18 protein-coding genes and 2 pseudogenes are annotated in these 19607 nt (G+C 68.4%); 7 read left to right on the forward strand and 13 right to left on the reverse strand.

Annotation, left to right across the window (positions count from 1 at the left end; all coding sequences use genetic code 11):
• Position 1 precedes the first annotated feature (1 nt).
• From SCNU_RS06940 to SCNU_RS06950, 3 genes are all read right to left on the reverse strand, one after another.
• Positions 2 to 859 carry a branched-chain amino acid ABC transporter permease gene (locus SCNU_RS06940; RefSeq protein WP_009678642.1) on the reverse strand — a complete coding sequence of 286 codons (858 nt, stop codon included), beginning with the start codon at positions 857 to 859 and terminating at the stop codon, positions 2 to 4.
• A gap of 50 nt (positions 860 to 909) precedes the next feature.
• Positions 910 to 2118: an ABC transporter substrate-binding protein gene (locus SCNU_RS06945; protein ID WP_009678643.1), complete on the reverse strand. Its 1209-nt coding sequence runs from the start codon at positions 2116 to 2118 to the stop codon at positions 910 to 912.
• A 179-nt stretch (positions 2119 to 2297) separates the two neighbouring features.
• Complete coding sequence (locus SCNU_RS06950; protein WP_009678644.1) at positions 2298 to 3104, reverse strand: IclR family transcriptional regulator; 807 nt, start codon at positions 3102 to 3104, stop codon at positions 2298 to 2300.
• Between the two features lie 72 nt (positions 3105 to 3176).
• On the opposite strand from SCNU_RS06950, the gene SCNU_RS06955 reads away from it, so the two are divergent.
• The 3 genes from SCNU_RS06955 to dmpG are packed head-to-tail and all read left to right on the forward strand — an operon-like array spanning position 3177 to position 5973.
• Positions 3177 to 3998, forward strand: a complete 822-nt coding sequence (locus SCNU_RS06955; RefSeq protein WP_009678645.1) for a 2-keto-4-pentenoate hydratase — start codon at positions 3177 to 3179, stop codon at positions 3996 to 3998.
• On the forward strand, positions 3995 to 4951 hold the full coding sequence (locus SCNU_RS06960) for an acetaldehyde dehydrogenase (acetylating) (protein ID WP_009678646.1): 957 nt from the start codon (positions 3995 to 3997) through the stop codon (positions 4949 to 4951). The genes SCNU_RS06955 and SCNU_RS06960 overlap by 4 nt, the downstream gene beginning before the upstream one ends.
• Positions 4948 to 5973: a 4-hydroxy-2-oxovalerate aldolase gene (gene dmpG / locus SCNU_RS06965; protein ID WP_009678647.1), complete on the forward strand. Its 1026-nt coding sequence runs from the start codon at positions 4948 to 4950 to the stop codon at positions 5971 to 5973. Before SCNU_RS06960 ends, dmpG begins: the two co-directional genes overlap by 4 nt.
• Before the next feature lie 264 nt (positions 5974 to 6237).
• On the opposite strand, the gene SCNU_RS06970 is transcribed toward dmpG, so the two are convergent.
• Complete coding sequence (locus tag SCNU_RS06970; RefSeq protein WP_040517847.1) at positions 6238 to 6828, reverse strand: TetR/AcrR family transcriptional regulator; 591 nt, start codon at positions 6826 to 6828, stop codon at positions 6238 to 6240.
• 67 nt (positions 6829 to 6895) lie between these two features.
• Here SCNU_RS06970 and SCNU_RS06975 point away from each other — a divergent pair, with 67 nt between their 5' ends.
• Both SCNU_RS06975 and SCNU_RS06980 read left to right on the forward strand, forming a co-directional pair.
• Positions 6896 to 7510, forward strand: a complete 615-nt coding sequence (locus SCNU_RS06975) for an NADPH-dependent FMN reductase (RefSeq protein WP_009678649.1) — start codon at positions 6896 to 6898, stop codon at positions 7508 to 7510.
• Positions 7507 to 8892 (forward strand): DHA2 family efflux MFS transporter permease subunit, encoded by a 1386-nt coding sequence (locus tag SCNU_RS06980; protein WP_238526390.1) that lies wholly within the window; start codon positions 7507 to 7509, stop codon positions 8890 to 8892. The genes SCNU_RS06975 and SCNU_RS06980 overlap by 4 nt, the downstream gene beginning before the upstream one ends.
• 18 nt (positions 8893 to 8910) lie before the next feature.
• On the opposite strand, the gene coaE is transcribed toward SCNU_RS06980, so the two are convergent.
• On the reverse strand, positions 8911 to 9858 hold the full coding sequence (gene coaE, locus SCNU_RS06985; RefSeq protein ID WP_009678651.1) for a dephospho-CoA kinase: 948 nt from the start codon (positions 9856 to 9858) through the stop codon (positions 8911 to 8913).
• Between the two features lie 62 nt (positions 9859 to 9920).
• On the opposite strand from coaE, the gene SCNU_RS06990 reads away from it, so the two are divergent.
• Positions 9921 to 11435: a hypothetical protein gene (locus SCNU_RS06990; RefSeq protein ID WP_009678652.1), complete on the forward strand. Its 1515-nt coding sequence runs from the start codon at positions 9921 to 9923 to the stop codon at positions 11433 to 11435.
• A gap of 54 nt (positions 11436 to 11489) precedes the next feature.
• Here SCNU_RS06990 and SCNU_RS06995 read toward each other — a convergent pair whose 3' ends face one another.
• Together SCNU_RS06995 and SCNU_RS07000 are read right to left on the reverse strand one after the other, a co-directional pair.
• Positions 11490 to 12035, reverse strand: coding sequence for an SWIM zinc finger family protein (locus tag SCNU_RS06995; RefSeq protein WP_009678653.1), 546 nt, complete (start codon positions 12033 to 12035; stop codon positions 11490 to 11492).
• On the reverse strand, positions 12032 to 13747 hold the full coding sequence (locus SCNU_RS07000) for a DEAD/DEAH box helicase (RefSeq protein ID WP_009678654.1): 1716 nt from the start codon (positions 13745 to 13747) through the stop codon (positions 12032 to 12034). The genes SCNU_RS06995 and SCNU_RS07000 overlap by 4 nt, the downstream gene beginning before the upstream one ends.
• A 146-nt stretch (positions 13748 to 13893) precedes the next feature.
• Between SCNU_RS07000 and SCNU_RS07005 the strand changes: the two genes are divergently transcribed.
• Complete coding sequence (locus SCNU_RS07005; RefSeq protein WP_009678655.1) at positions 13894 to 14649, forward strand: TetR/AcrR family transcriptional regulator C-terminal domain-containing protein; 756 nt, start codon at positions 13894 to 13896, stop codon at positions 14647 to 14649.
• 48 nt (positions 14650 to 14697) lie between these two features.
• Here SCNU_RS07005 and SCNU_RS07010 read toward each other — a convergent pair whose 3' ends face one another.
• From SCNU_RS07010 to SCNU_RS21110, 6 genes and pseudogenes are all read right to left on the reverse strand, one after another.
• Positions 14698 to 15549, reverse strand: coding sequence for an LppU/SCO3897 family protein (locus SCNU_RS07010; protein WP_083812569.1), 852 nt, complete (start codon positions 15547 to 15549; stop codon positions 14698 to 14700).
• A 73-nt stretch (positions 15550 to 15622) separates the two neighbouring features.
• A complete protein-coding gene (locus tag SCNU_RS07015; RefSeq protein ID WP_009678657.1) occupies positions 15623 to 16144 on the reverse strand; it encodes a ribonuclease FAU-1 family protein in 522 nt (173 codons plus the stop codon).
• Positions 16145 to 16184: 40 nt separating this feature from the next.
• A complete protein-coding gene (locus SCNU_RS07020) occupies positions 16185 to 17438 on the reverse strand; it encodes a PucR family transcriptional regulator (protein ID WP_009678658.1) in 1254 nt (417 codons plus the stop codon).
• Positions 17435 to 18217, reverse strand: a pseudogene (locus tag SCNU_RS07025) (phytoene desaturase family protein); the annotation flags it as partial. The gene SCNU_RS07020 and the pseudogene SCNU_RS07025, both read right to left, overlap by 4 nt.
• Positions 18103 to 18942, reverse strand: a pseudogene (locus tag SCNU_RS07030) (class I adenylate-forming enzyme family protein); the annotation flags it as partial. The pseudogenes SCNU_RS07030 and SCNU_RS07025, both read right to left, overlap by 115 nt.
• 135 nt (positions 18943 to 19077) lie before the next feature.
• Positions 19078 to 19347: a Rieske (2Fe-2S) protein gene (locus SCNU_RS21110; protein ID WP_009678661.1), complete on the reverse strand. Its 270-nt coding sequence runs from the start codon at positions 19345 to 19347 to the stop codon at positions 19078 to 19080.
• Positions 19348 to 19607: the final 260 nt, after the last annotated feature.

A 19607-nucleotide genomic window follows, 5' to 3' on the forward strand; every position in this document is an offset into this window, starting at 1 on the left:
GTCACACCACTCTCTCTGTCATCCGGCCGAACAGGCCCGCGGGTTTCACCATCAGCACGATCAGGAGGACGGCGAAGATCGCGATATTGCTGTACTGGCTGCCGAACCACAGCGCGGTGTACGCCTCGACGACGCCGACCACCAGTCCGCCGATCAGCGCGCCAGGCAGCGATCCGAATCCGCCGATCGCCAGGGCCACGAAGCCCTTGAGTGCGAGCGCGGCACCGAGGGTGGCGACCGCGTAGGTCTTCGGTCCGACGAAGATGCCCAGCACGCCGGCCAGGAAGCCGGAGAACGCGAACGCGCCGACCGCCAGCCGTCGCACATTGACGCCGCGGAGCATCGCGGCCTCACGATCCTCGGAGACGCCCATCAGGGCCAGACCGGTCATCGTGCGTTTGCTGAACTGCCCGAGCGCGATGACGATGACGATCGCCAGCACCAGCAGCGCGATCTCGTACCCGTACGTGCCGCCGCCGAAGATCTCGATCGGATCGTCGGATCCGAGGAAGGGGACGGTCAGTGGTTCATTGCCCCAGATCAGCTGGGTCGCACCGTTCAGCAGGGTCGCCACACCGAGCGTGGTGACCAGCTGGTTGTGCGGGTCGCGGACCGGCCTGACCGCGATCAGATCCTCGACCGCGGCCAGTACCATCACCACCACGCCGGCCACGAGGGCCGCCACCCATGCGGGCAGCTTCCACGTGACCAGGCACGTGTAGGCCACGAACGTGCCGACCATCATCAACTGCGCCTGCGCGAAGTTGAACGTGTTCGAGGAGACGAACACGATGTTGTATCCGACTGCCACCAGGACGTAGACCGCGCCCAGGGCAAGACCCGACCAGAGAATGGTCACGCCGTCATCCCTTCCTCATCCGCTGTGATCCGATCGCCGAAGCCGCCGGACTACGGGTGACCGAACTGACCGTTGACGACCTTGGTCGGTGCGATGAACTTCATCTCGCTCTGGGCGGGGTTCGGATCGTGGCTGTCGGCGGTGAAGTTGTAGCGGGCCAGGAACGCGGTCTTGGCGTTCTGCTGTACCTCGGGGTTCTCGAGGGCCTCCGCGAGCTTCTGCGGATCGGTCGAAGTGCCGGCCTTCTTCGCCGCTGCGGCGATGAGCGGCATCGCGTCGTAGTTGTCGGCGACGATGAGGGTCGAGCGGATCTCACCGAGCGAGGCCATGGTGTCGACCATCTGCTTCACGGCGGCGTTGTTCGGGTCGTAGACGGTGCTGGTGAACACCTGGGTCACCAGGTTCTTCACGGCCGGGGTGCCGAGGACGCCCGCAGGCGGGGTGTTGGCGATCAGGTTGGTGCCCGACACCGAGGTGTTGCCGATGATCGGGACGTCCCAGCCGAGCCGCTCGATGTTCTTGAGCAGGTAACCGAGCGGAGCGCCGTACGCGTCCACGACGAGAGCCTTGGCGCCCGCGTTCTTCAGCGACTGCAGCTGCGCGGTCATGTCCAGAGCGGTGACCTCGTACTCGACGTTGCCCGCGAGCTTCAGGCCGGCCGCGGTGACGGCCTGCCCCATCTTCTCGCCGAACTCCTCGCCGTATGCGGTGCTGCCGTGGATGACGCCGATGTCGTTGTAGTTCTTCTCCTTCGCGTAGCCGGCGATCGACTTGGAGTTGTCGGTGCCGCCGGGGGCGAGATCGAAGTTCAGCGGGAACTTGTCGGGGTTCGTCGAATCCTCGGTCGGTGCGACGTTGAACGACAGGATCTTGTTCTGCTTGAGGATCGGGAGAAGCGCCGCGCTGATCGTCGACGGTCCGGAGTCCAGCACCAGATCGGGCTTGCTCTCGGTGATCGACTGGCGGATCTTGGTGACCGCGTTGGTCGCGTCACCGCCGTCGTCGACGACCGTCAGCTGGATCTTGCGGCCGTCGATGCCGCCGTCGTTGTTCACGACCTGGACGCCGGCCTTGGCGGCGAGCACGGAGGTCTGCGCGTTCGCGGCGAGCGCGCCCTGCCCACTGATGCCCGCGGTGATGAGCACGCGGTACGGCTGGTCCGCACCGCCGCTGCTGGTGGAGTCGCTGTTGCCGCACGCTGCCAAGGTCAGCGACGAGACGGCGAGTCCCACGATGATCGCCCGGTTCCGAATTCTCACGGAGTCCTCCTGTAGTGCCCGACCGCTACAGCGGTGCCCAGGGCGTGAACGTCAATGATTCGCCCCGGATCGTGGCACAGCCGCCCGATGGTATGAAACAGTTCACCCGCCCAGCGGGAAATGGCGCCGATCACTGTGTGAGGGACGCGGTTCGGTGGTAGTGGGTTTCGCGCAGACCCTCAGCGCAGGGCGCGCCGCCGATCGAGGGTCGAGGCGATCCCGGTGGCCGCGGCTCGAACGGCGTCCGCCTGCGCGTCGGGCCGGTACCGGGTCAGCGGGCCGGTCACGCTGACCGCCGCGACGACGGCATTGGTGGCGACGTCGAGGATCGGCGCGGCGACGCAGCCGATCCCGGGCGCCGACTCCTCGTACTCGTAGGCGACGCCGGACTCGCGGATGGTGTCGAGCTGGCGGGCCAGGATTCCGGGCGCGATGATGGTCCGCGGCGTCCGGCGCGCCAGCGGCGAGGCCAGCACGGTGTGCCGCAGACTCGGGTCGGCGTGGGCGAGCAGTGCTTTGCCGATCCCGGTGCAGTGCAGAGGCATCCGGCCGCCGGTGCGGGACGGCGCGCTGGCCTGTCGATGTCCGCCGATCTTCGCCACGTAGACCACTTCGTGTCCGTCGAGGACTCCGAGGTGGACGGTTTCGCGGGTCCGCCCGTACAGGTCCTGCAGGAACGGCATCGCGATCTCGAGCAGACTCCGCTCCACTGACGCGAGCATCCCGAGTTCGAAGAGTCCGCCGGAGAGCCGGTAGCCGCGGTCGGTGCGGTCGAGCAGTCGCACTCCGACGAGTTCCCCCGCGAGTCGATGGACCGTCGCCTTGTGCAGCCCGGTGCGGCGGACGAGTTCGGCGAGCGGCAGGTCGCTGTCGTCGACGGTGAACGCGCGCAGGATGGTGACGACCTTCCCGACGACGGTGTCGCGATCGACCGGCGGTTCACCGTCGGCCGATCGGGGCGATTGCGCGGGCGTCGAGCTGGGCATATCCGGAGTTTACCGACCGCTGTCTCGCTCAGCGAGACGCAGTGCTTCTCACTCGCCGCCGGAACGGTGAGCATGGTCACCATGACCGAAACCACCGAGCGTGACGCCGCCGAAGACCAGGCGGCACAGCGGCTTCTCACCGCATTGCAGACCCGCGAGGCGTGCACTCCGGTGCGCGACCTGATCGGCCCCACCGACCTGCCCGCCGCCTATCGCGTCCAGGAGCGGCTCACCGCGGGCCGTGTCGCGGGCGGGGCGAAGATCGTCGGCCGAAAGATCGGCCTGACCTCTGCGGCCGTCCAGGAACAGATGGGCGTCGATCAGCCGGACTTCGGCGTGCTCTTCGACGACATGGCGTACGGCGACGGCGAACTGGTTCCGATGGACCGCCTGCTGCAGCCCAAGGCCGAGGCCGAGGTCGCGTTCGTCCTGAAGAAGGACCTGGCCGACGGCCCGCTCGACACCGAGCAGATCCGCGACGCCATCGATTACGGCATGCCCGCGCTCGAGGTCTGCGACAGCCGCATCGACGGCTGGAACATCGCCTTCGCCGACACCGTCGCGGACAACGCGTCCTCGGGCGTCTACGTGCTCGGCGACACTCGCATGACGCTCGACGAGTTCAGTCCGGTCGAGGTCGGCATGTCGATGCGCATCAACGGCGAGGAGGTGTCGACCGGCAACGGTGCGGCCTGCCTCGGCGATCCGCTCAACGCCGTCGCATGGCTGGCGAAGGCCGCCCGCGACTTCGGCGAACCCCTGCGGGCCGGTCAGGTGATCCTGTCCGGTGCCCTGGGCCCCATGCGTCCGATCGAATCCGGCGACGAAGTGACCGTCGACATCGTCGGCCTCGGTTCGGTGACAGCTCGTTTCAGTGAAGGGAATCTCTCATGAGTAAGACCAAGGTGGCCATCATCGGCTCCGGCAACATCGGCACGGATCTGATGATCAAGGTCCTCCGCACCGCCAAGCATCTCGAGATGGGTGCGATGGTCGGCATCGACCCCGACTCCGACGGCCTGGCCCGCGCCAAGCGTCTCGGCGTCCCGACCACTCACGAGGGTGTCGAAGGCCTGGTGAAGCTGCCGAACTTCGACGAGATCGACATCGTCTTCGACGCCACGTCGGCCAAGGCGCACGAGTACAACGCGTCGATCCTGCAGCCGCTCGGCAAGCGTCTGATCGACCTGACCCCGGCGGCCATCGGCCCCTACGTGGTGCCTGCGGTCAACATCGGTGACCACCTGGACGCCGAGAACGTCAACATGGTCACCTGTGGCGGGCAGGCCACCATCCCGATCGTCGCCGCCGTCTCCCGCGTCGCACCGGTCGCGTACGCCGAGATCGTCGCGTCCATCGCGTCGAAGTCGGCGGGCCCCGGTACCCGCGCGAACATCGACGAGTTCACCGAGACCACCTCGGCGGCCATCGAGCAGGTCGGTGGCGCTCGCAACGGCAAGGCCATCATCATCCTGAACCCGGCCGAGCCGCCGCTCATCATGCGCGACACGGTCTACGCTCTGGTCGACGCACCCGATCTCGACACGCAGGAGCAGATCCGGAACTCGGTCGAGAAGATGGTCGCCGACGTCTCCGCGTACGTCCCCGGCTACCGCCTCAAGCAGAAGGTGCAGATCAACCCGATCGCCGAGGGATCGCCGGTCGAGACCCTGATGACCGAGGAGCCGGAATCGGCTCCGACCCACCAGGTCTCGGTGTTCCTCGAAGTGGAGGGCGCCGCCCACTACCTGCCGGCCTACGCCGGAAACCTCGACATCATGACGTCCGCGGGCCTGCAGTACGCCGAGCGGATCGCAGCGCTGAAGGCTGAGGAGGCCACCGCATGAGCACCCCCATCTTCGTTCAGGACGTCACCCTGCGTGACGGCATGCACGCACTCCGCCACCAGATCAGCACCGACGATGTCAAGCGCATCGTCTCGGCGCTCGACGAGGCCGGCGTGGACGCCATCGAGGTGGCGCACGGCGACGGTCTGGCCGGTGGCTCGGTCAACTACGGTCCGGGCTCCAACACCGACTGGGAGTGGATCGAGGCCGCGGCGAGCGTCCTGAAGAACGCCCGCCTGACGACTCTGCTCCTGCCCGGCGTCGGCACGGTCGAAGAACTCAAGCACGCCTGGGATCTGGGTGTTCGCTCCGTCCGCATCGCGACGCACTGCACGGAGGCGGACGTCTCCGCACAGCACATCGCCGCGGCACGTGAGATCGGCATGGACGTCTCGGGCTTCCTGATGCTGTCGCACATGTCGACCCCGGAGAAGCTGGCCGAACAGGCCAAGCTGATGGAGAGCTACGGCGCCAACTGCGTCTACATCACCGACTCGGGCGGCCGCCTGACCATGAACGACGTCGTCGCTCGCGTGAAGGCGTACCGCGGTGCGCTGAAGGACGAGACCGAGATCGGCATCCACGCCCACGAGAACCTCTCGCTGTCGGTCGCCAACTCGGTGGTCGCCGTGGAGAACGGCGTGTACCGCGTCGACGCATCGCTGGCCGGCCACGGTGCCGGTGCGGGCAACTGCCCGATCGAGCCCTTCGTCGCCGTCGCGAACCTGTCGGGCTTCGAGCACCGCTGCGACCTGAACAAGCTCGAGGATGCGGCCGACGACATCGTCCGTCCGCTGCAGGACCGTCCGGTCCGCGTCGACCGCGAGACCCTGACTCTCGGTTACGCCGGCGTCTACTCGTCGTTCCTCCGTCACGCCGAGGCCGCTGCGAAGCGTTACGACCTCGACGTCCGCGACATCCTCACCGTCTGCGGCGAGCGTCGTCTGGTGGGCGGCCAGGAGGACATGATCGTCGACATCGCGCTGACTCTCGTCGCCGAGCGCGACGTCGAGGTCGCATAGCCTGTCGCTCAATTCGACGAAGCCCGCGCGGTCACCGACTGCGCGGGCTTCGTCGTGCCGAGCGACTGGGTTTCCCAGGCCGATCGAGTAGCCCCGGCGCGCAAGCGCCGCGGCGTATCGAGATCTCGCACGCCGTCTCGATACGCTCGCTCACTTCGTTCGCGGGCTACTCGACAAGCCCGGGGGCGTGAGCTTGCACGGCCCCGCCCGCTGTCAGTCGACAATCCTGGGGGGCTGACCGGCGGACACCGGTCCCCGGTCTGACTACTCGGCTGCGCCGTAGGCGGCGAGGAATGCGCGCACCCCGGCGCGGATCAGCTCGCCGGAGTCGATGCCTGCGTCGGCCTGCACGGTCCGGGCTGTCAGGGCGATCAGGTGCAGCGCGGCGATCCGCTCGTTCTCGATGCGGAACAGGCCGGAGTCGGCGTGCCGCCGCAGATGCGCGGCGATCGCCGCGCGCACGCGGTCGGGGCCGGCTGCTCGCCAGGCGCCGAGCACTTCGGGGTCGATGTGGTCGGAGTCGGCATTGACCTGGCGGATCATCGCGAAATGCAGCGCGGTCTCCGGATCCGGCTTCGCCCAGGCCTCGCCGAATGCCACGAGATCGTCGAACGGCTCGACGATCCGGTCGAGCATCCTGTCGACCACCGTTATCTGGCGATCGGCGACGGCGGTGGAGCTGTCGAGAATCACCGCGCGGAAGAGCGCGCCCTTGTTGCCGTACTGGTTGTAGATCGTCCGGGTCGACACGCCGGCCTCGGTGGCCAGCGCGCTGATCGACGCACGGCTGAAGCCGTCGCGGGCGACCACGCGGAGGGCGCCGTCGAGCAGGGCTCGCTGTTTGTCTGCGCGCACGAGTACACCTTTCATCGAAGTACATCAACCATTGTACTAAGTGCAACAAGCGTTGTACATTGACGCTATGACCACCATCTACGCAGCCCAGCCCATCCGCCTCGCTGTCATCGCCGGAACGACCCGCCCCAACCGCCGCTCGCGGATGGTCGCCGAATGGGTCGTCGATCAGGCACGCGAGCACCTCGGCGATCAGGCCGACGTCCGGCTCGTCGATCTCGCCGACTTCGCCCTGCCGATGCTGGACGAGCCGGCGGCGGCTGCGATCGCGGACTACCGGAACGACCACACCAGGCGCTGGTCGCAGACGATCGCCGGCTTCGATGCCTTCGTCTTCGTGACGCCCGAGTACAACCACTCGATGCCCGCCTCGGTGAAGAACGCGGTCGACTACCTCTTCGGCGAATGGAACGACAAGGCCGCCGGGTTCGTCAGCTACGGATTCAACGGCGGAGTGCGTGCGGTCGAGCACCTGCGGCTGACCTTGGCCGAGGTCAAGGTCGCAGGCGTCCGCAGTCAGGTCGCGTTGGACATGTCGTCGGACTTCGATCTCGAGAACATGATCGCGCCCGGCCGGTTCACTCCCTCGCCGAAGCAGACACGAGTGCTCGAGCGGATGCTGGGCGAGCTGACGTCGTGGGCCGGCGCGCTGCGCACGGTCCGGACCGGGGTGCCCGCATGACCGCAGTCCTCGCTCCGGCGCCGCCCGACCGGATCGACCCCGCCACCTGGCGGCTGTGCTGGGTGATCGTGCTCGGCGCGTTCGCGAGCGGTCTCGACGCCTCGATCGTCAACGTCGGGCTGGAATCGATCAACCGTGAACTCGGCGCGACGCTGTCGACGACGCAGTGGATCGTCAGTGGCTATCTGCTGGCCCTCGCCGTCTCCCTGCCCGCGGCCGGCTGGCTCGGCCGCCGTTTCGGAACGGGCCGCGTGTGGCTCCCCCCGCCGACGGCCTTCACACTCGCGTCGATCGGTTGCGCCGTCGCGCCGACGATCGGCGTCCTGATCGCGGCTCGCGTCGCGCAGGGATTGGCGGGTGGAGTCCTGATTCCGACCGGCCAGGCGATCCTCGGCGCAGCGGTGGGACCGCAACGACTCGGCCGGGTGATGGGAGCGCTCGGCATCGCGGTGAGTGCGGCACCCGCGATCGGTCCGCTGGCGGGTGGTCTCATTCTGGCCGGGCTGTCATGGCCGTGGCTGTTCGCGGTCAATGTGCCGATCGGCGTCGCAGGCCTGGTTCTCGGACGTCGAATCGTCCCCCGCGGAGTGCGTCAGGACGCCGGACCGCTGCACCTCCCGGGATTCGTCGCGATCAGTGCCGGGCTGTTCCTCGTGGTGTTGGCCACGAGTTCCTGGGGCGCGGCGGGGGCGCTGACCCCGGGAATCGCGGTGCTCGGTCTCGCGGCGATGGGGTGTCTGGCCGTCTTCGTCCTCCTGTCGCGCTCGACCGCACATCCGGTGCTCGACCTTGCGCTGTACCGCATTCGCGGCTTCCGGGCGGGATCGGTGGCGGCGTTCTTCTCGGGGGCCCTCGTCTTCGGCAGCGGTGTCGTCCACGCGCTGTACTTCCAACTCGGACAGGGACTCGATCCGTTGCATGCCGGCCTCAGCCTGATCGGCGCCGCGGCGGCGACGGCGGTCGCCGCTCCGCTCACCGGCCGGTGGATCGATCGGCACGGTCCCGCACCGGTCGCCACGGTCGGCGGCGTCCTGGCGGTCGCGACCACCGTGCCGATGGTCGTCCTCGGCCTCGAGGCACCGGCGGCGGCAGTCCAGTCGGTTCTGGTCGGCTACGGGGTGGCGGTCAGCATGGTCGCCATGCCCGCGGGAATCACTGCGTACAAAGCGGTGTCGGGCGGCCAGTTGCCCGATGCGATCACGCAGGTCAACATTCTCCAGCGCATCGGCGGATCGATCGGCGGGGCCGTGTGCGCCGTGCTGATCGCCGGGAACACGTCGGATCCGGAGCACGGTTTCCGGCTGGCGTTCGCCGCTCTCGTCGTAGGTGCAGTCGGTGCCGTCGCGTCGTCGGCGCTGATTCGACGGGCGACCGCAGCCTGACGTCCGCCACGCGAACCGCTACGCCGACGGAGCTGCCGGACGCACGTGCACGCGGACCGGACGCGCCGGATCGGCGCTGACGTGCAGGCGTTCGTCCTCGGACGACGACAGCCGCGGGAACCCGCCGTCGGCGAGTGCGTCCGCGAGCGAATCCGCGGAGCCGAGGTCGGCGACCGTCACCCGGATATCGATCACCGGTGGCGCCGACTGGCCGACGGCCGCGGTCGGGCCGACGTGCTCGACCGCCGTCGCTCCGGCCCCGACCAGCGCCCATACGCGGTTGACGATGCGGCGTCCCAGTACGGCCCACCGAGGGTCGTACTCCTGAGACTGGGCCGGCAGCTCGGCACAGACGCGGCCGGCGACGTTGTCGCGCAACGGAATCAATCGCTCGTTCCAGACGCGCAGAGCCTGAGCCGCGAGCTCGTCCGGGGTCCCCGAGTTGTCGAGCCAGACGTCGGCGACGTCTCGACGCTGGTCGTCCGTCGCCTGCGCCGCAATTCGGGACCGCGCGTCTTCGGGAGCCATGCCGCGGAGATTCACCAGGCGGTCCAGCCGGACGTCCGCATCCGCGTGCACCACGGCGACCACGTGATAGAACGGCGCCATGTTCCCTTCGACGAGGAGCGGGACGTCGTGAAGGATGATCGCGTCGGCGGGCGCCGCGTCGGTGAGCTCCTGGGTCCGCGCACCGATCAACGGATGCGTGATCGAGTTCAGGAGCTTGCGACTGTCGTCGTCGACGAATGCACGCGCCGCGAGGGCCGGACGGTCGAGAGCGCCGTCGGCGTCGAGGATCTCCGCTCCGAAGGCCTCGACGAGCCGGGCGAGTCCAGGGGTTCCCGGCTCGACGACTTCGCGGGCGATGCGGTCTGCGTCGACGTGATAGGCGCCGTGCTCGATGAACGTCTTGGCAACCGTCGATTTGCCGGCGCCGATGCCGCCGGTGAGTCCCACTCTGATCACGAGTCCCAGTGTGTCAGACCATCCGTCACCGCAACGCGCGGCGTGATGGTTGGATCGGCGATATGCCGCCACTGTCGCATCGGAGTGTTCTGCCCGTCGTCGTAGTTCTCCTGATGATCGTCGAGGTGGTCGTGGTCGGCGTCGTGTTGTGGCCGCGCGGAGACGACGATCTCGAGTACGGGCCGGGACCGATTGCGCTGCAGTCCATGCCGTCGGCGCCGGGTGAACGGTGGAAGCTGTCTGCGGAAGATGTTCTGGGAGCCGACGAGCCCGCCGACGAACGTGCGTCGATCGCGATCAAGGCACAGTCGGGTGATGTGGTGGTGGTCGTCGGCGCTGCGGAGCCGTACGCGCGTACGACGACGTTGGCGGCTGTCGACGTGCAGTCGGGGAAGGTGCTGTGGAGTCGGCGTGAAGCGGGGCACTGGGCCGACTGTGCCGTCGGAGACAGTCGGACGCTGGCGTGTACGAAGAACGTCCGAGAGAGCGGTGAGGTCGTGGCTCGCGTCTCCTTCTTCGACCTGGCCTCGGGTGCCGAGCGCGGCGTGCAGACCGTCCGCGTCCACGGGGCGCCCAGCATCGTGTCGGTCGACGACGGATTCGTCATTGCGGTGCCCAGGGATCCGGGCGTCGGACTCCGCGAGGAGGGCCCGGTCCCCGACAGCGGTGCTGCCACAGTGGACCGGAGACCGTTGATCACGCGATTCGAGCCGACGGGGCAGCGTTCGTGGTCGGTCAACGGGTCGATCGGAGAGCGTACCGTGCGGTCGGTGATCGGCTCCGGGGTGATCGTGATGGAGTCCGACGACGGTGCCGTCTCCTTCTACCGGGCCGACACCGGCACCCTGGTCCACCGTGAACCGACGTCGACGGCTCCGAGCTGTGGCGCGCCGGACGAGGTCAGCGGAATGATGGTGTGCACGTCGATCGTCGGGCAGCCGTCGAGACCGAACTACTTGCTCTATGAAGGTGGATTCGCAGTCAACCCGGCGGGCGGGAGTCCGGTGACCGTGACATACGACGGGACCGGGCGGCGGACCGGTCGGCTGGTCGGGTGGTGGCTCGCCGATGATGACGACGTCGTGCGCGACGACCGGCTCGTCGACCCCGAGTCGATCCCCGTCGCCTCCGGGCGCAAGGTCGGCGTCGTCACCGCTGACACGGGCGTGCTGCGCTGGACCCGAGCGGTCACGGGCGACGGTGTCGCGAAAGTCCGCGCCCTCGACGAACGACACGTGGCGATCGGAACCAGCGAGTTCGGGCCCGGCGATGCGTACTCGGAGACCTGGCGTCTCATCGATGCCGACACCGGCGAGTCCGGTGGAAGCGTCACGTCGAACTTCGGGGCATGGCTGTTCGGATTCGACGGCCGACGGCTGCTGTTCGCCGGCGACCCGGCCGAGCACCAGCGGCCCAACGCTCCACGACTGACGGCATTCGACGGCGAGAACGGAAGCAGGCGGTGGACGATCGACCCGGCAGACCGGGATGCCGGTTGGCAGCAAGTCGGGCGCGTTCTCTACTTGGTCGGCTCGACCGGCTACGGACCCGGCTGGATCGCCCGCTACGCCTCCTGACCGGTGTCACGCAATCGTGAACCCGAACCGCCGCGCGACAGGTGGAGCCGCACCTCACCCGTAGAACGACGCCGGATCCAGTGCGGACAGCGGCGTCCAGGGGTCGATGCGGTCGTCCGCAGGCACCTCGCCGTCGAGAGCGTCGCCGAAGCCTCGCAGGGACAATGCCAGCCGGGGATCCTCGTCGACCAGGCGAATCGTCTCGTAGAGCAGCGCGAGGACGTGCACGCATCGCGGTGACCGCGCGCGGCACGAGCAGTCGACCACTGCGAGTTCCGGCGGTTGCGGGCCGAGTGAGGCGTGGACCTCGTCGGTCAACGCGGACGGGCCCGGTGCGGCGCCGACCAGGTCTGCGACCGCCTGCGCCGCGTTCCGTCCCATCGGAGCGAACTCGAGATACGCGACGGACGCCGCATCGCCTGCGACGACGGTGCCGCGGATCAGGCGTCCCTCCACGCGCACGTCGTTCATCGCATTGCGTGCCATGCGCCTCGCTCTCGGCAGGGCGGGCTCCGGTCTGGTGACGCGGGTCGGCTCCGCGATCCGGAGGAAGTCCCGGCCCCAGACGGTGAATCCGAACTCTGCGCTGCCGGTACTCACGCGGTCTCCGCTCGGTTGCGACGCAGCACTTCGATCAGTCGCTCGTCGGACAGCTCGGTGAGGACGGCCAGTGCCCCCGAGTCGGCGTCGAGGTCGAGCGCGGACTTGCGGTCGTGCATGGCGGCGATGTGCTCCTCAAGGGTTCCCGCGGTGGTCAGCGTGGTCACGGTGACGATGCGGTCCTGGCCGATGCGATGCACGCGGTCGGTCGCCTGCGCCTCGACCGCGGGATTCCACCACCGGTCGTAATGAACGACGTCGGCCGCCCGTGTGAGCGTCAGACCGGTTCCGGCCGCCTTGAGACTCGCGATCAGGACTCCGCAACCCGCGCCGGCCTGGTAGTCGTCGACGATCCGGTCGCGTTCGGCACGCGAGAGGCCGCCGTGCAGAAACGGAACGTCCGTGCCCAGCACCTGGCCGAGATGTGCGGCCAGCAGTTCCCCGGTCTGCCGGTACTGAGTGAAAACGACGGTGGGGGAATCGTTCTCGAGGTTCGATTCGACGATGTCGGTACAGACGTCGAGCTTTCCGGAGCGACCGGAGAGGTCGCCGGCGGTAACCGCCTCCGAGCCGGTCAGTCCGGGGTGATTGCAGACCTGCTTGAGCCGGGTGAGTGCGGTGAGGATGGCGCCGCGGCGTGCCATTCCGGTTCCGAATCCGGCGTTCTCGGCGTCGTCGAGGATCGCGTCGTAGATGCGTGCCTGCTCATCGGTGAGATCGCATTCGACGTCGGTGTGGAGCTTCGGGCCGAGGCTGGCGGCGACGTCGGCCTTGGTCCGGCGCAGCACGTGACCGGAGATCGCGTCGTGCATCCGGCGCTTCGCGTCGGCCGACCCGTTCTGGATCGGAAGGCTGTATCGCCTGCGGAACAGTGCACGGTTGCCGAATGCGGTGGGAGCCACGAGGTTCAGCAGTGCCCAGAGCTCGTCGAGGTTGTTCTCGACGGGTGTACCGGTGAGCGCGATCCGGGCGTCGGCGGCCAAGGCGCGGGCCGCCCGCGACACCTGGGTGCGCGAGTTCTTGAGGGCCTGTGCCTCGTCGAAGACGGCAGTCGCCCACGTGCGCTCGGCCAGCACTGCCGCGTGTCGCCGCAGGGTCGGATATCCGGTGACGACGACGGCGGTGCCGGTCGGCAAGTCGGGAAGTGCGCCGCCGCGGTAGTCGACGGCGTGCAGATCGGGCACCCAACGAGCGATCTCCCTGATCCAGTTCGTCACCAGGCCGGTCGGACACACGATGAGCGCAGGGCCGCGATCGGCGTGCACCAGGTGCGCGATGGTCTGCAGCGTCTTACCGAGGCCCATCTCGTCGGCCAGGATTCCGCCGCCCTGCTCGCGGACCTCGTCGAGCCAGGTGACGCCGCGAAGCTGATAGGGCCGTAGATCGCCGGTCAGCCGTTCACCGATCGCGACCGCCGCGTCGCGGGTCGAGGCGAACGTGCGGCGCGCGTACACCTCGGACACGACGGCGTCACCGACGGCGTTGAGCGCCGCGTACCCGGCCGGCGGCAGATCGACGTCGACGCCCGGGTCGACGGCCAGCTTCCGCCAGGCGACGGCGGACGGCGATGCCGCGTCGGGGAGATGCTCGACGTCGACGATTCGGCATGCGACCTCGGTAGGTGTCAGCGTGCGCGCCCGCCCATAGCCGTCGGGGAGCGGGACGCGGATCGTCGGACCGTCGTCCGTCGGCGCGTCGTCCGGCGACCACAACGCGAAAGCATGACGGTCGACCAGGTAAGTGGCCTGCAGGCGTGTTTCAGGAGACGAAGTCAGGGTGCGTCCTCGGGGAATCGGTGATTAATACCGTACGATGTACGGAACTAACACCGTACGCTCGATCGAGGGGGCTGTCGAGGATGGCGCAGAGTGCCGATGACATCCGGCGGACCATCGATCTGCTGTGGCACGGCGACCGACGATCGCCGCGGCCCGGCCCGCGCCAGCGGACGAGCCTGGCAGAGGTGGTGCGCACCGCGATCGGTCTCGCCGACGCGCAGGGGCTGGCCAAGCTGTCGATGCGCCTGCTCGCCGCGGAGGTGGGGCTGCGGCCGATGAGTCTGTACACCTACGTCCCCAACCGCGAGGTGCTCCTCGCGCTGATGGTCGACGCGGTGGCGACGGAGGACGAGGCGATCGCATCCGATCGCGGGCTCCGGGAAGTGCTCCGCGCCATCGCCTCTCAGTACCGGCGCGAGGTGGTCAGACATCCGTGGCTGCTCGACGTGCCCGCGTGGCGGCCGGTGCCCGGCCCGGGTTCGTCGGCCCGCTACGAGTCGCAGTTGGCCGCGCTGACGACCGCCGCGGAGATCGACGGTCGAACCTGGGGCGACGTCGACCTGGACGCGGTCATCGCGTCACTGCGGGCGTTCGCGGTCGGCAGTGCACGGTCGCGGGTCGACCGGGACGTGACGTACGCCGACTCGGGGATGACGGACGCCCAGTGGTGGGAGGTGGCCGGACCGTCGCTCGCCGAGGCGATGCCTGCGGGACGGTATCCGATCTCGTCGCGAGTCGGATCGACGGTCGGCGAACTCTTCGCCGGCCCCGGGAACGTCGATCACGCATACGAGTTCGGCCTCGCGCGGCTCGTCGACGGCATCATTCGGGAATAGTTCCGATGACGGTCGACGATCAGCGCGAGGCCGGGACGTCGGGGTCGATCACTTCCAGGTGTAGTCGCCCAGGATCTCCCCGCAGAAACCGATCTGGCTGGCCGGGTCGGTCTGCACGTCGTAGGTGAAGGCCTGCTGCTTCTCGGCATTGCTGCAGTTGGGCACGGTCTTCGAGCTGACGCGCTCGGTGATCTTGTAGCGAGCGGTCATCATCGACGAGGTCTCGGAGCAGGCGACCGTCTTCAGATCGACGCCGACCGCGATGTCCGACATCTCATAGCACGTGCCGACCCGGTAGTTTGGGATCAGGCACATCACCTTGTCGGCGGCACCGGTGCCGGTCTCGTAGACGTAGTAGTCGTAGTTCCCGCTCTTGCATGCGTCCTGGGTGTCGAGCTTGGCGCCCACGATGTAGGACAGGGAACTGGTGTCCGCGCAGTCGATCGCCTTCGTATTGACGTTCATGCCCTCGCTCGTCACGGTGAGGCACGATCCGACCGGGCTCGAGTCGACCGAGGTCCCGCTGTCCTTGTCCTTCAGGACCGCGGACGCGATCGCACCTGCGATCGCGAGAGCCACGATCACCGCGGCGACGACGATGACGCGGCGGAGCCCGCCCTTCTTCGCCGGGGGCGGCGGTGCGTAACCGGGGGCTCCGGCCACGGGTGCGTAGCCGCCTGCCGGCGGAACCGCCTGGCCGTACGCGGGATACTGGCCCGGTGCGCCGGGCTGTCCCTGCGGCGGGAACGGCTGACCTTGCGGAGGAACTGGCTGCCCCTGCGGGGGAATCGGCTGGCCCTGCTGAACGGTGGGCTGGTCGGGCTGTGGGCCGGGCATGCCCTGGGGCACAGTCGGATCGGACCCGGGCGAGGGCTGTTCGGGTGGTGTGGGAGTCGTCATCGACGGCGGACTTCCTGTGAGGCAGATGAGAGATCGCCTCGGAGTCTGTCACACGTTCGTCGGAAACCTGCGTTCAGTCCCCGTCGAGCCATTCGAGTGGTGTACCCACCTGCGCGTCGAGCCATGCCTGTACGCCGCCGGACACGGCGGGGCCGCCCATCGTCGAGGAGGCGATCCGGATGGCGTCCTCGGCTTCGGCGGTGGTGAGATGGCCGGCGGTGTGAGCCTCGAACAGTTCGTCGACGTCGATCAGCTCGAGGGGCTGTCCCGGCTGGTCGACCAGGTCGAGATACCAGTCGACGGCGTGCCAGCGCCCGTCTGCGTCGGGGCCGGAGAACGCACCGACGTCCAGATACAGCCGTTGGCCCTCGCGATAGCCGTCGACGAAGTGGAAGATGTTGGCGCGCAAGCCGAGTGCGGGGAGCAGCCACGTCTCCAGATGCGTGAACCGCGGATGATCGGCGGTCCGCGACATGTACAGGCCGTAATCGGTGACGCGGTAGTCGAGCACCGGTCGGACGAAGCCCTTGTTGTCGGTGTTCGTCATCGCGGCGACGTCGAAGACCTCGCGTTTGGGCGGATGCACGTCGGCCATGGCCTCAGCTTGTCATATGCGGCGGTCCGAGTCGGCGCGTTCAGCGAGCGGCGAGGACCAGCGAACCCAGCAATTCGCATGCGGTCAGCGAGACGGCGAGATCGAGCCGATCGCGCTCGGCGCCGATCATCGACAGCGCCTTGTCGACGCGGTACTTCACGGTGTTCCGGTGCAGATTGAGCCGTGCCGCGGTCCGCACGTGGCTGTCAGCCGTCGCGAGGAACACGGCCAGGGTCTCGCGCAGCGGTGCGGTGGCCGGTGAGTCCGAGGCGAGGTCGCCCAGCACCTCCCGGACCCAGGCCGCAGTCGTGTCGACGTCCTGCCCGAGCAGGGCCGAGACCGCGATCCCGGGATCGTCGTAGCCGATCCGCGCTCCAGTGGGGCTCCCCGGAACCGAGGCGACTCGCAGCGCGGCGAGTGCCTGCTCGTGGCTGCGCCGGAAGCCTGCGGCCCCGGAGCACCGCTGGCCGACAGCTGCGCGTACACCGGTCGGCAACCGATCGAACACGAGTCCCGAACTCGACTCGGCGGAGCGTGCGCGCGGGCGTGGTCCCGGGTACGGAACCCACACCCATACCGTCGACCGATCGACCGGCGTCACCAGCGGCGGACCGTCGGACCGGCTGGCGACCGCAGCGCGTCGCGCAATCCGGTCGAGCTCCGCCAGTTCCACGCCCGACCGATCGTCGATCCAGAGGACCGCGGACTGATGTACGCGGTCGAGCCGATACGCGGTGTCGCGTTCGAACTCGTCCGCCGACGATTCGGGGGAGGCCAACAGATTGTGGACCGTGGTGGTGAGCGCCGTTCCGTTGACGCCGGCCCACCGCCTGCGCTCGTTCTCGTAGGCCTCGAAGACGTAGCCGGTGATCCAGTCGATGTATCGGTAGATCGACTCGGAGACGGCCGCGGTGAGGTCGAGCGCCTCCTGTGCAGGCAGATTCATCTCGGTGATGATCCGGTAGATCACCTGGAGCGAGTAGTTCTGGCCCATGTGATAGGCGCGGACCAGTGCGTTCGACGGGATCTCCCGCTGCGCGAGGCGTAGCGCGTACTCGACGGCGGCGGTCGGCGGTTGCAGGTTGCTCAGCGGAATGTCGCCGGCCAGCATGTCGACGATGTTGGTGACATTGCCGTGCACACTGGCCCCGAGCATCTCGACCAGGACCGGATCGTCGTCGAGCTGGTCGATCCCGCCGGCGAGCGTATCGGTGATGCCGCCGGACAGTCCCAGCAGATCCTCCCGCATCTTGCGGCCGACCGCAGCGGCACGCTGCGTCACCAGATCGCTCATCGGCGGCGTGCTCCTCGTCGATGCCGTCGCAGCGCGGACTCGGCCGCGTTGTATCCGCAGAGCCCGTGGACGCCGGCACCGGGGGGTGTCGACTGCGAACAGAGGAAGACGCCGTCGACACCGGTGAAGTACGGGTCGATCGCCGCTCGCGGGCGGAGCAGCATCTGCAACCCGTCGTTGGCGCCGCCGATGATGTCGCCCGCGGCGTAGTTCAGGTTGTACTCGGCCATCTGCGGCACGGTGGTCGTCCGCTGTTCGACGATGATGTCGCGGAAGCCCGGTGCGAAGCGCTCGATCTGCGAGACGACCGCCTCGGTGGCGTCGCCGGCGTATCCCGCCGGAACGTGCGCGTACGAGTAGATCGGATTGATCCCGCCCGAACTCCGCGTGGGATCGGCGACGTACTGCTGTCCGAGCAGGACGAAGGGCCGATCCGGCATCTCGCCGCGGTCGCGCAGCTTCTCCGCCAGGCGCACCTCCTCGAACGAACCGCCCAGATGGACGGTGCCCGCGCGGGCGCAGTCCGGATCGCGCCAGGGGATGTCGCCGCGCACGGCGAAATCGACCTTGAACGCCGCGGCGCCCACCCGATAACGCTGATACGACCGCCGGATCCGCCCGGGCATCAGATCGCCGTACAGCGAAACCGCCTGAGCGGGCGAAAGATGGGGAAGGAGAAGCGGTCGCCGATGAGCGTGAGGAGTTCCCGTGAGATCGGGGCGGCTCCGCAGATGCCGAAGCGGAGCGACGACAGGTCGGCCGCGGCGGCCTGCGGCGACGACACGAGCAGCGCGTAGATGGTCGGGACGCCCGAGAAGTAGGTGGGCCGGAGCCTCTCGACGTCGGCGAAGAACCCGCCGACCGAGAACTTCGGGACGATGCTCACCTGCGCGCCGGCGATGAACGGGGTCAACACGGTCACGCAGATCGCGTTGACGTGGAACAGCGGAAGGATGACGAGGGCGTGGTCGGCGGGTGTCAGTTCCTGCAGGCCGGCCATGGTCGTCGCCATGTAGCGGAGATTCGCGTGCGTGAGCTGAACGCCCTTCGGCCGCCCGGTGGAGCCCGACGTGTAGATGAGGAGCGCGACGGACTCGGGTGCCGGCGTCGCGGGCGGCTGCCACGCCTGCGTGGGCGCGGTCGCGAGATCGGCGACGTCGATGACGTCGCGGTCGCCGATGGGCCGATCACTGACGATGACCCGGACGCCGGCGTCGTCGAGTTGATAGGCCGCCTCGTCGACGGTGAACGCTGGATTGACAGGGGTGGCCGCGGCGCCGATCCGCCATGCGGCGGCCATGACCAGGATCAGCTCGGACCTGTTCGGCAGGAAGGTGGCGACCACGTCGCCGTCGCGGACTCCGTGACCGGACAACTGCTCGGCGCAGGCTTCGACGCGGGCGGCGAACTCGGCGTACGTGTACGCGGCGTCGTCGTCGCGAATGCAGGGCGCCGCACCTCGCGATGCGTTGTCCCACGGGAAGTACGTTGCGGTCGTGGTCACTCAGATCACCTTTCCTCACTGTCTGTGAGGTAAGACGCTATTGAGGTGAGGAGAGTGGAGATACGGCCCGCGAGGCCAGACTTCCGGACGGTCGTTGTGCGGCGAGCACAATCGTCCGAGGGCTGTCGATCCGGGTCAGGCCTTCATGACATTGGCACCGTCTACCCGGACCGCGACCGGCTTCAGCGGCTCGGATGCCGGACCGTTCGCGACCGTGCCGTCGAGGTGGAACTTGCTGCCGTGGCACGGGCAGTTGATCGTCCCGTCGCTGACTCCGGACAGCGAGCATCCGGCATGCGTACAGGTGGCGGTGAATCCCTGGAAAGAGCCCTGCGTCGGTTGAGTGATGACGACGTCTCCGGCGATGACGCCGCCGCCGACTGGGACGTCGGCGGTCGCAGCCAATGTGCCTGCGGGAGACCCGGCCGGCGGCGTGACACCGCGGGGTGGATCCTCGCTCGATCCGCATGCCGTGAGCCCGACACCGAGAGCAACGGCGCCGACTGTTACTCCTGCGCCTGCGACGAATCTCCGCCGAGACACCCCCGGGCCGGATGCGTGTGACTGATCGTCGGGAACCGAATCGGTCATCGAGGCGTTCGAGGTCATGGGCGTACGGTCCCTTCGGTCGAAGTCGGGTGGCTTCATTCTGGCGTATGTGGAGC

The organism is Gordonia neofelifaecis NRRL B-59395 (assembly GCF_000192435.1).
GTDB classification, from domain to species: Bacteria; Actinomycetota; Actinomycetes; order Mycobacteriales; family Mycobacteriaceae; genus Gordonia; species Gordonia neofelifaecis.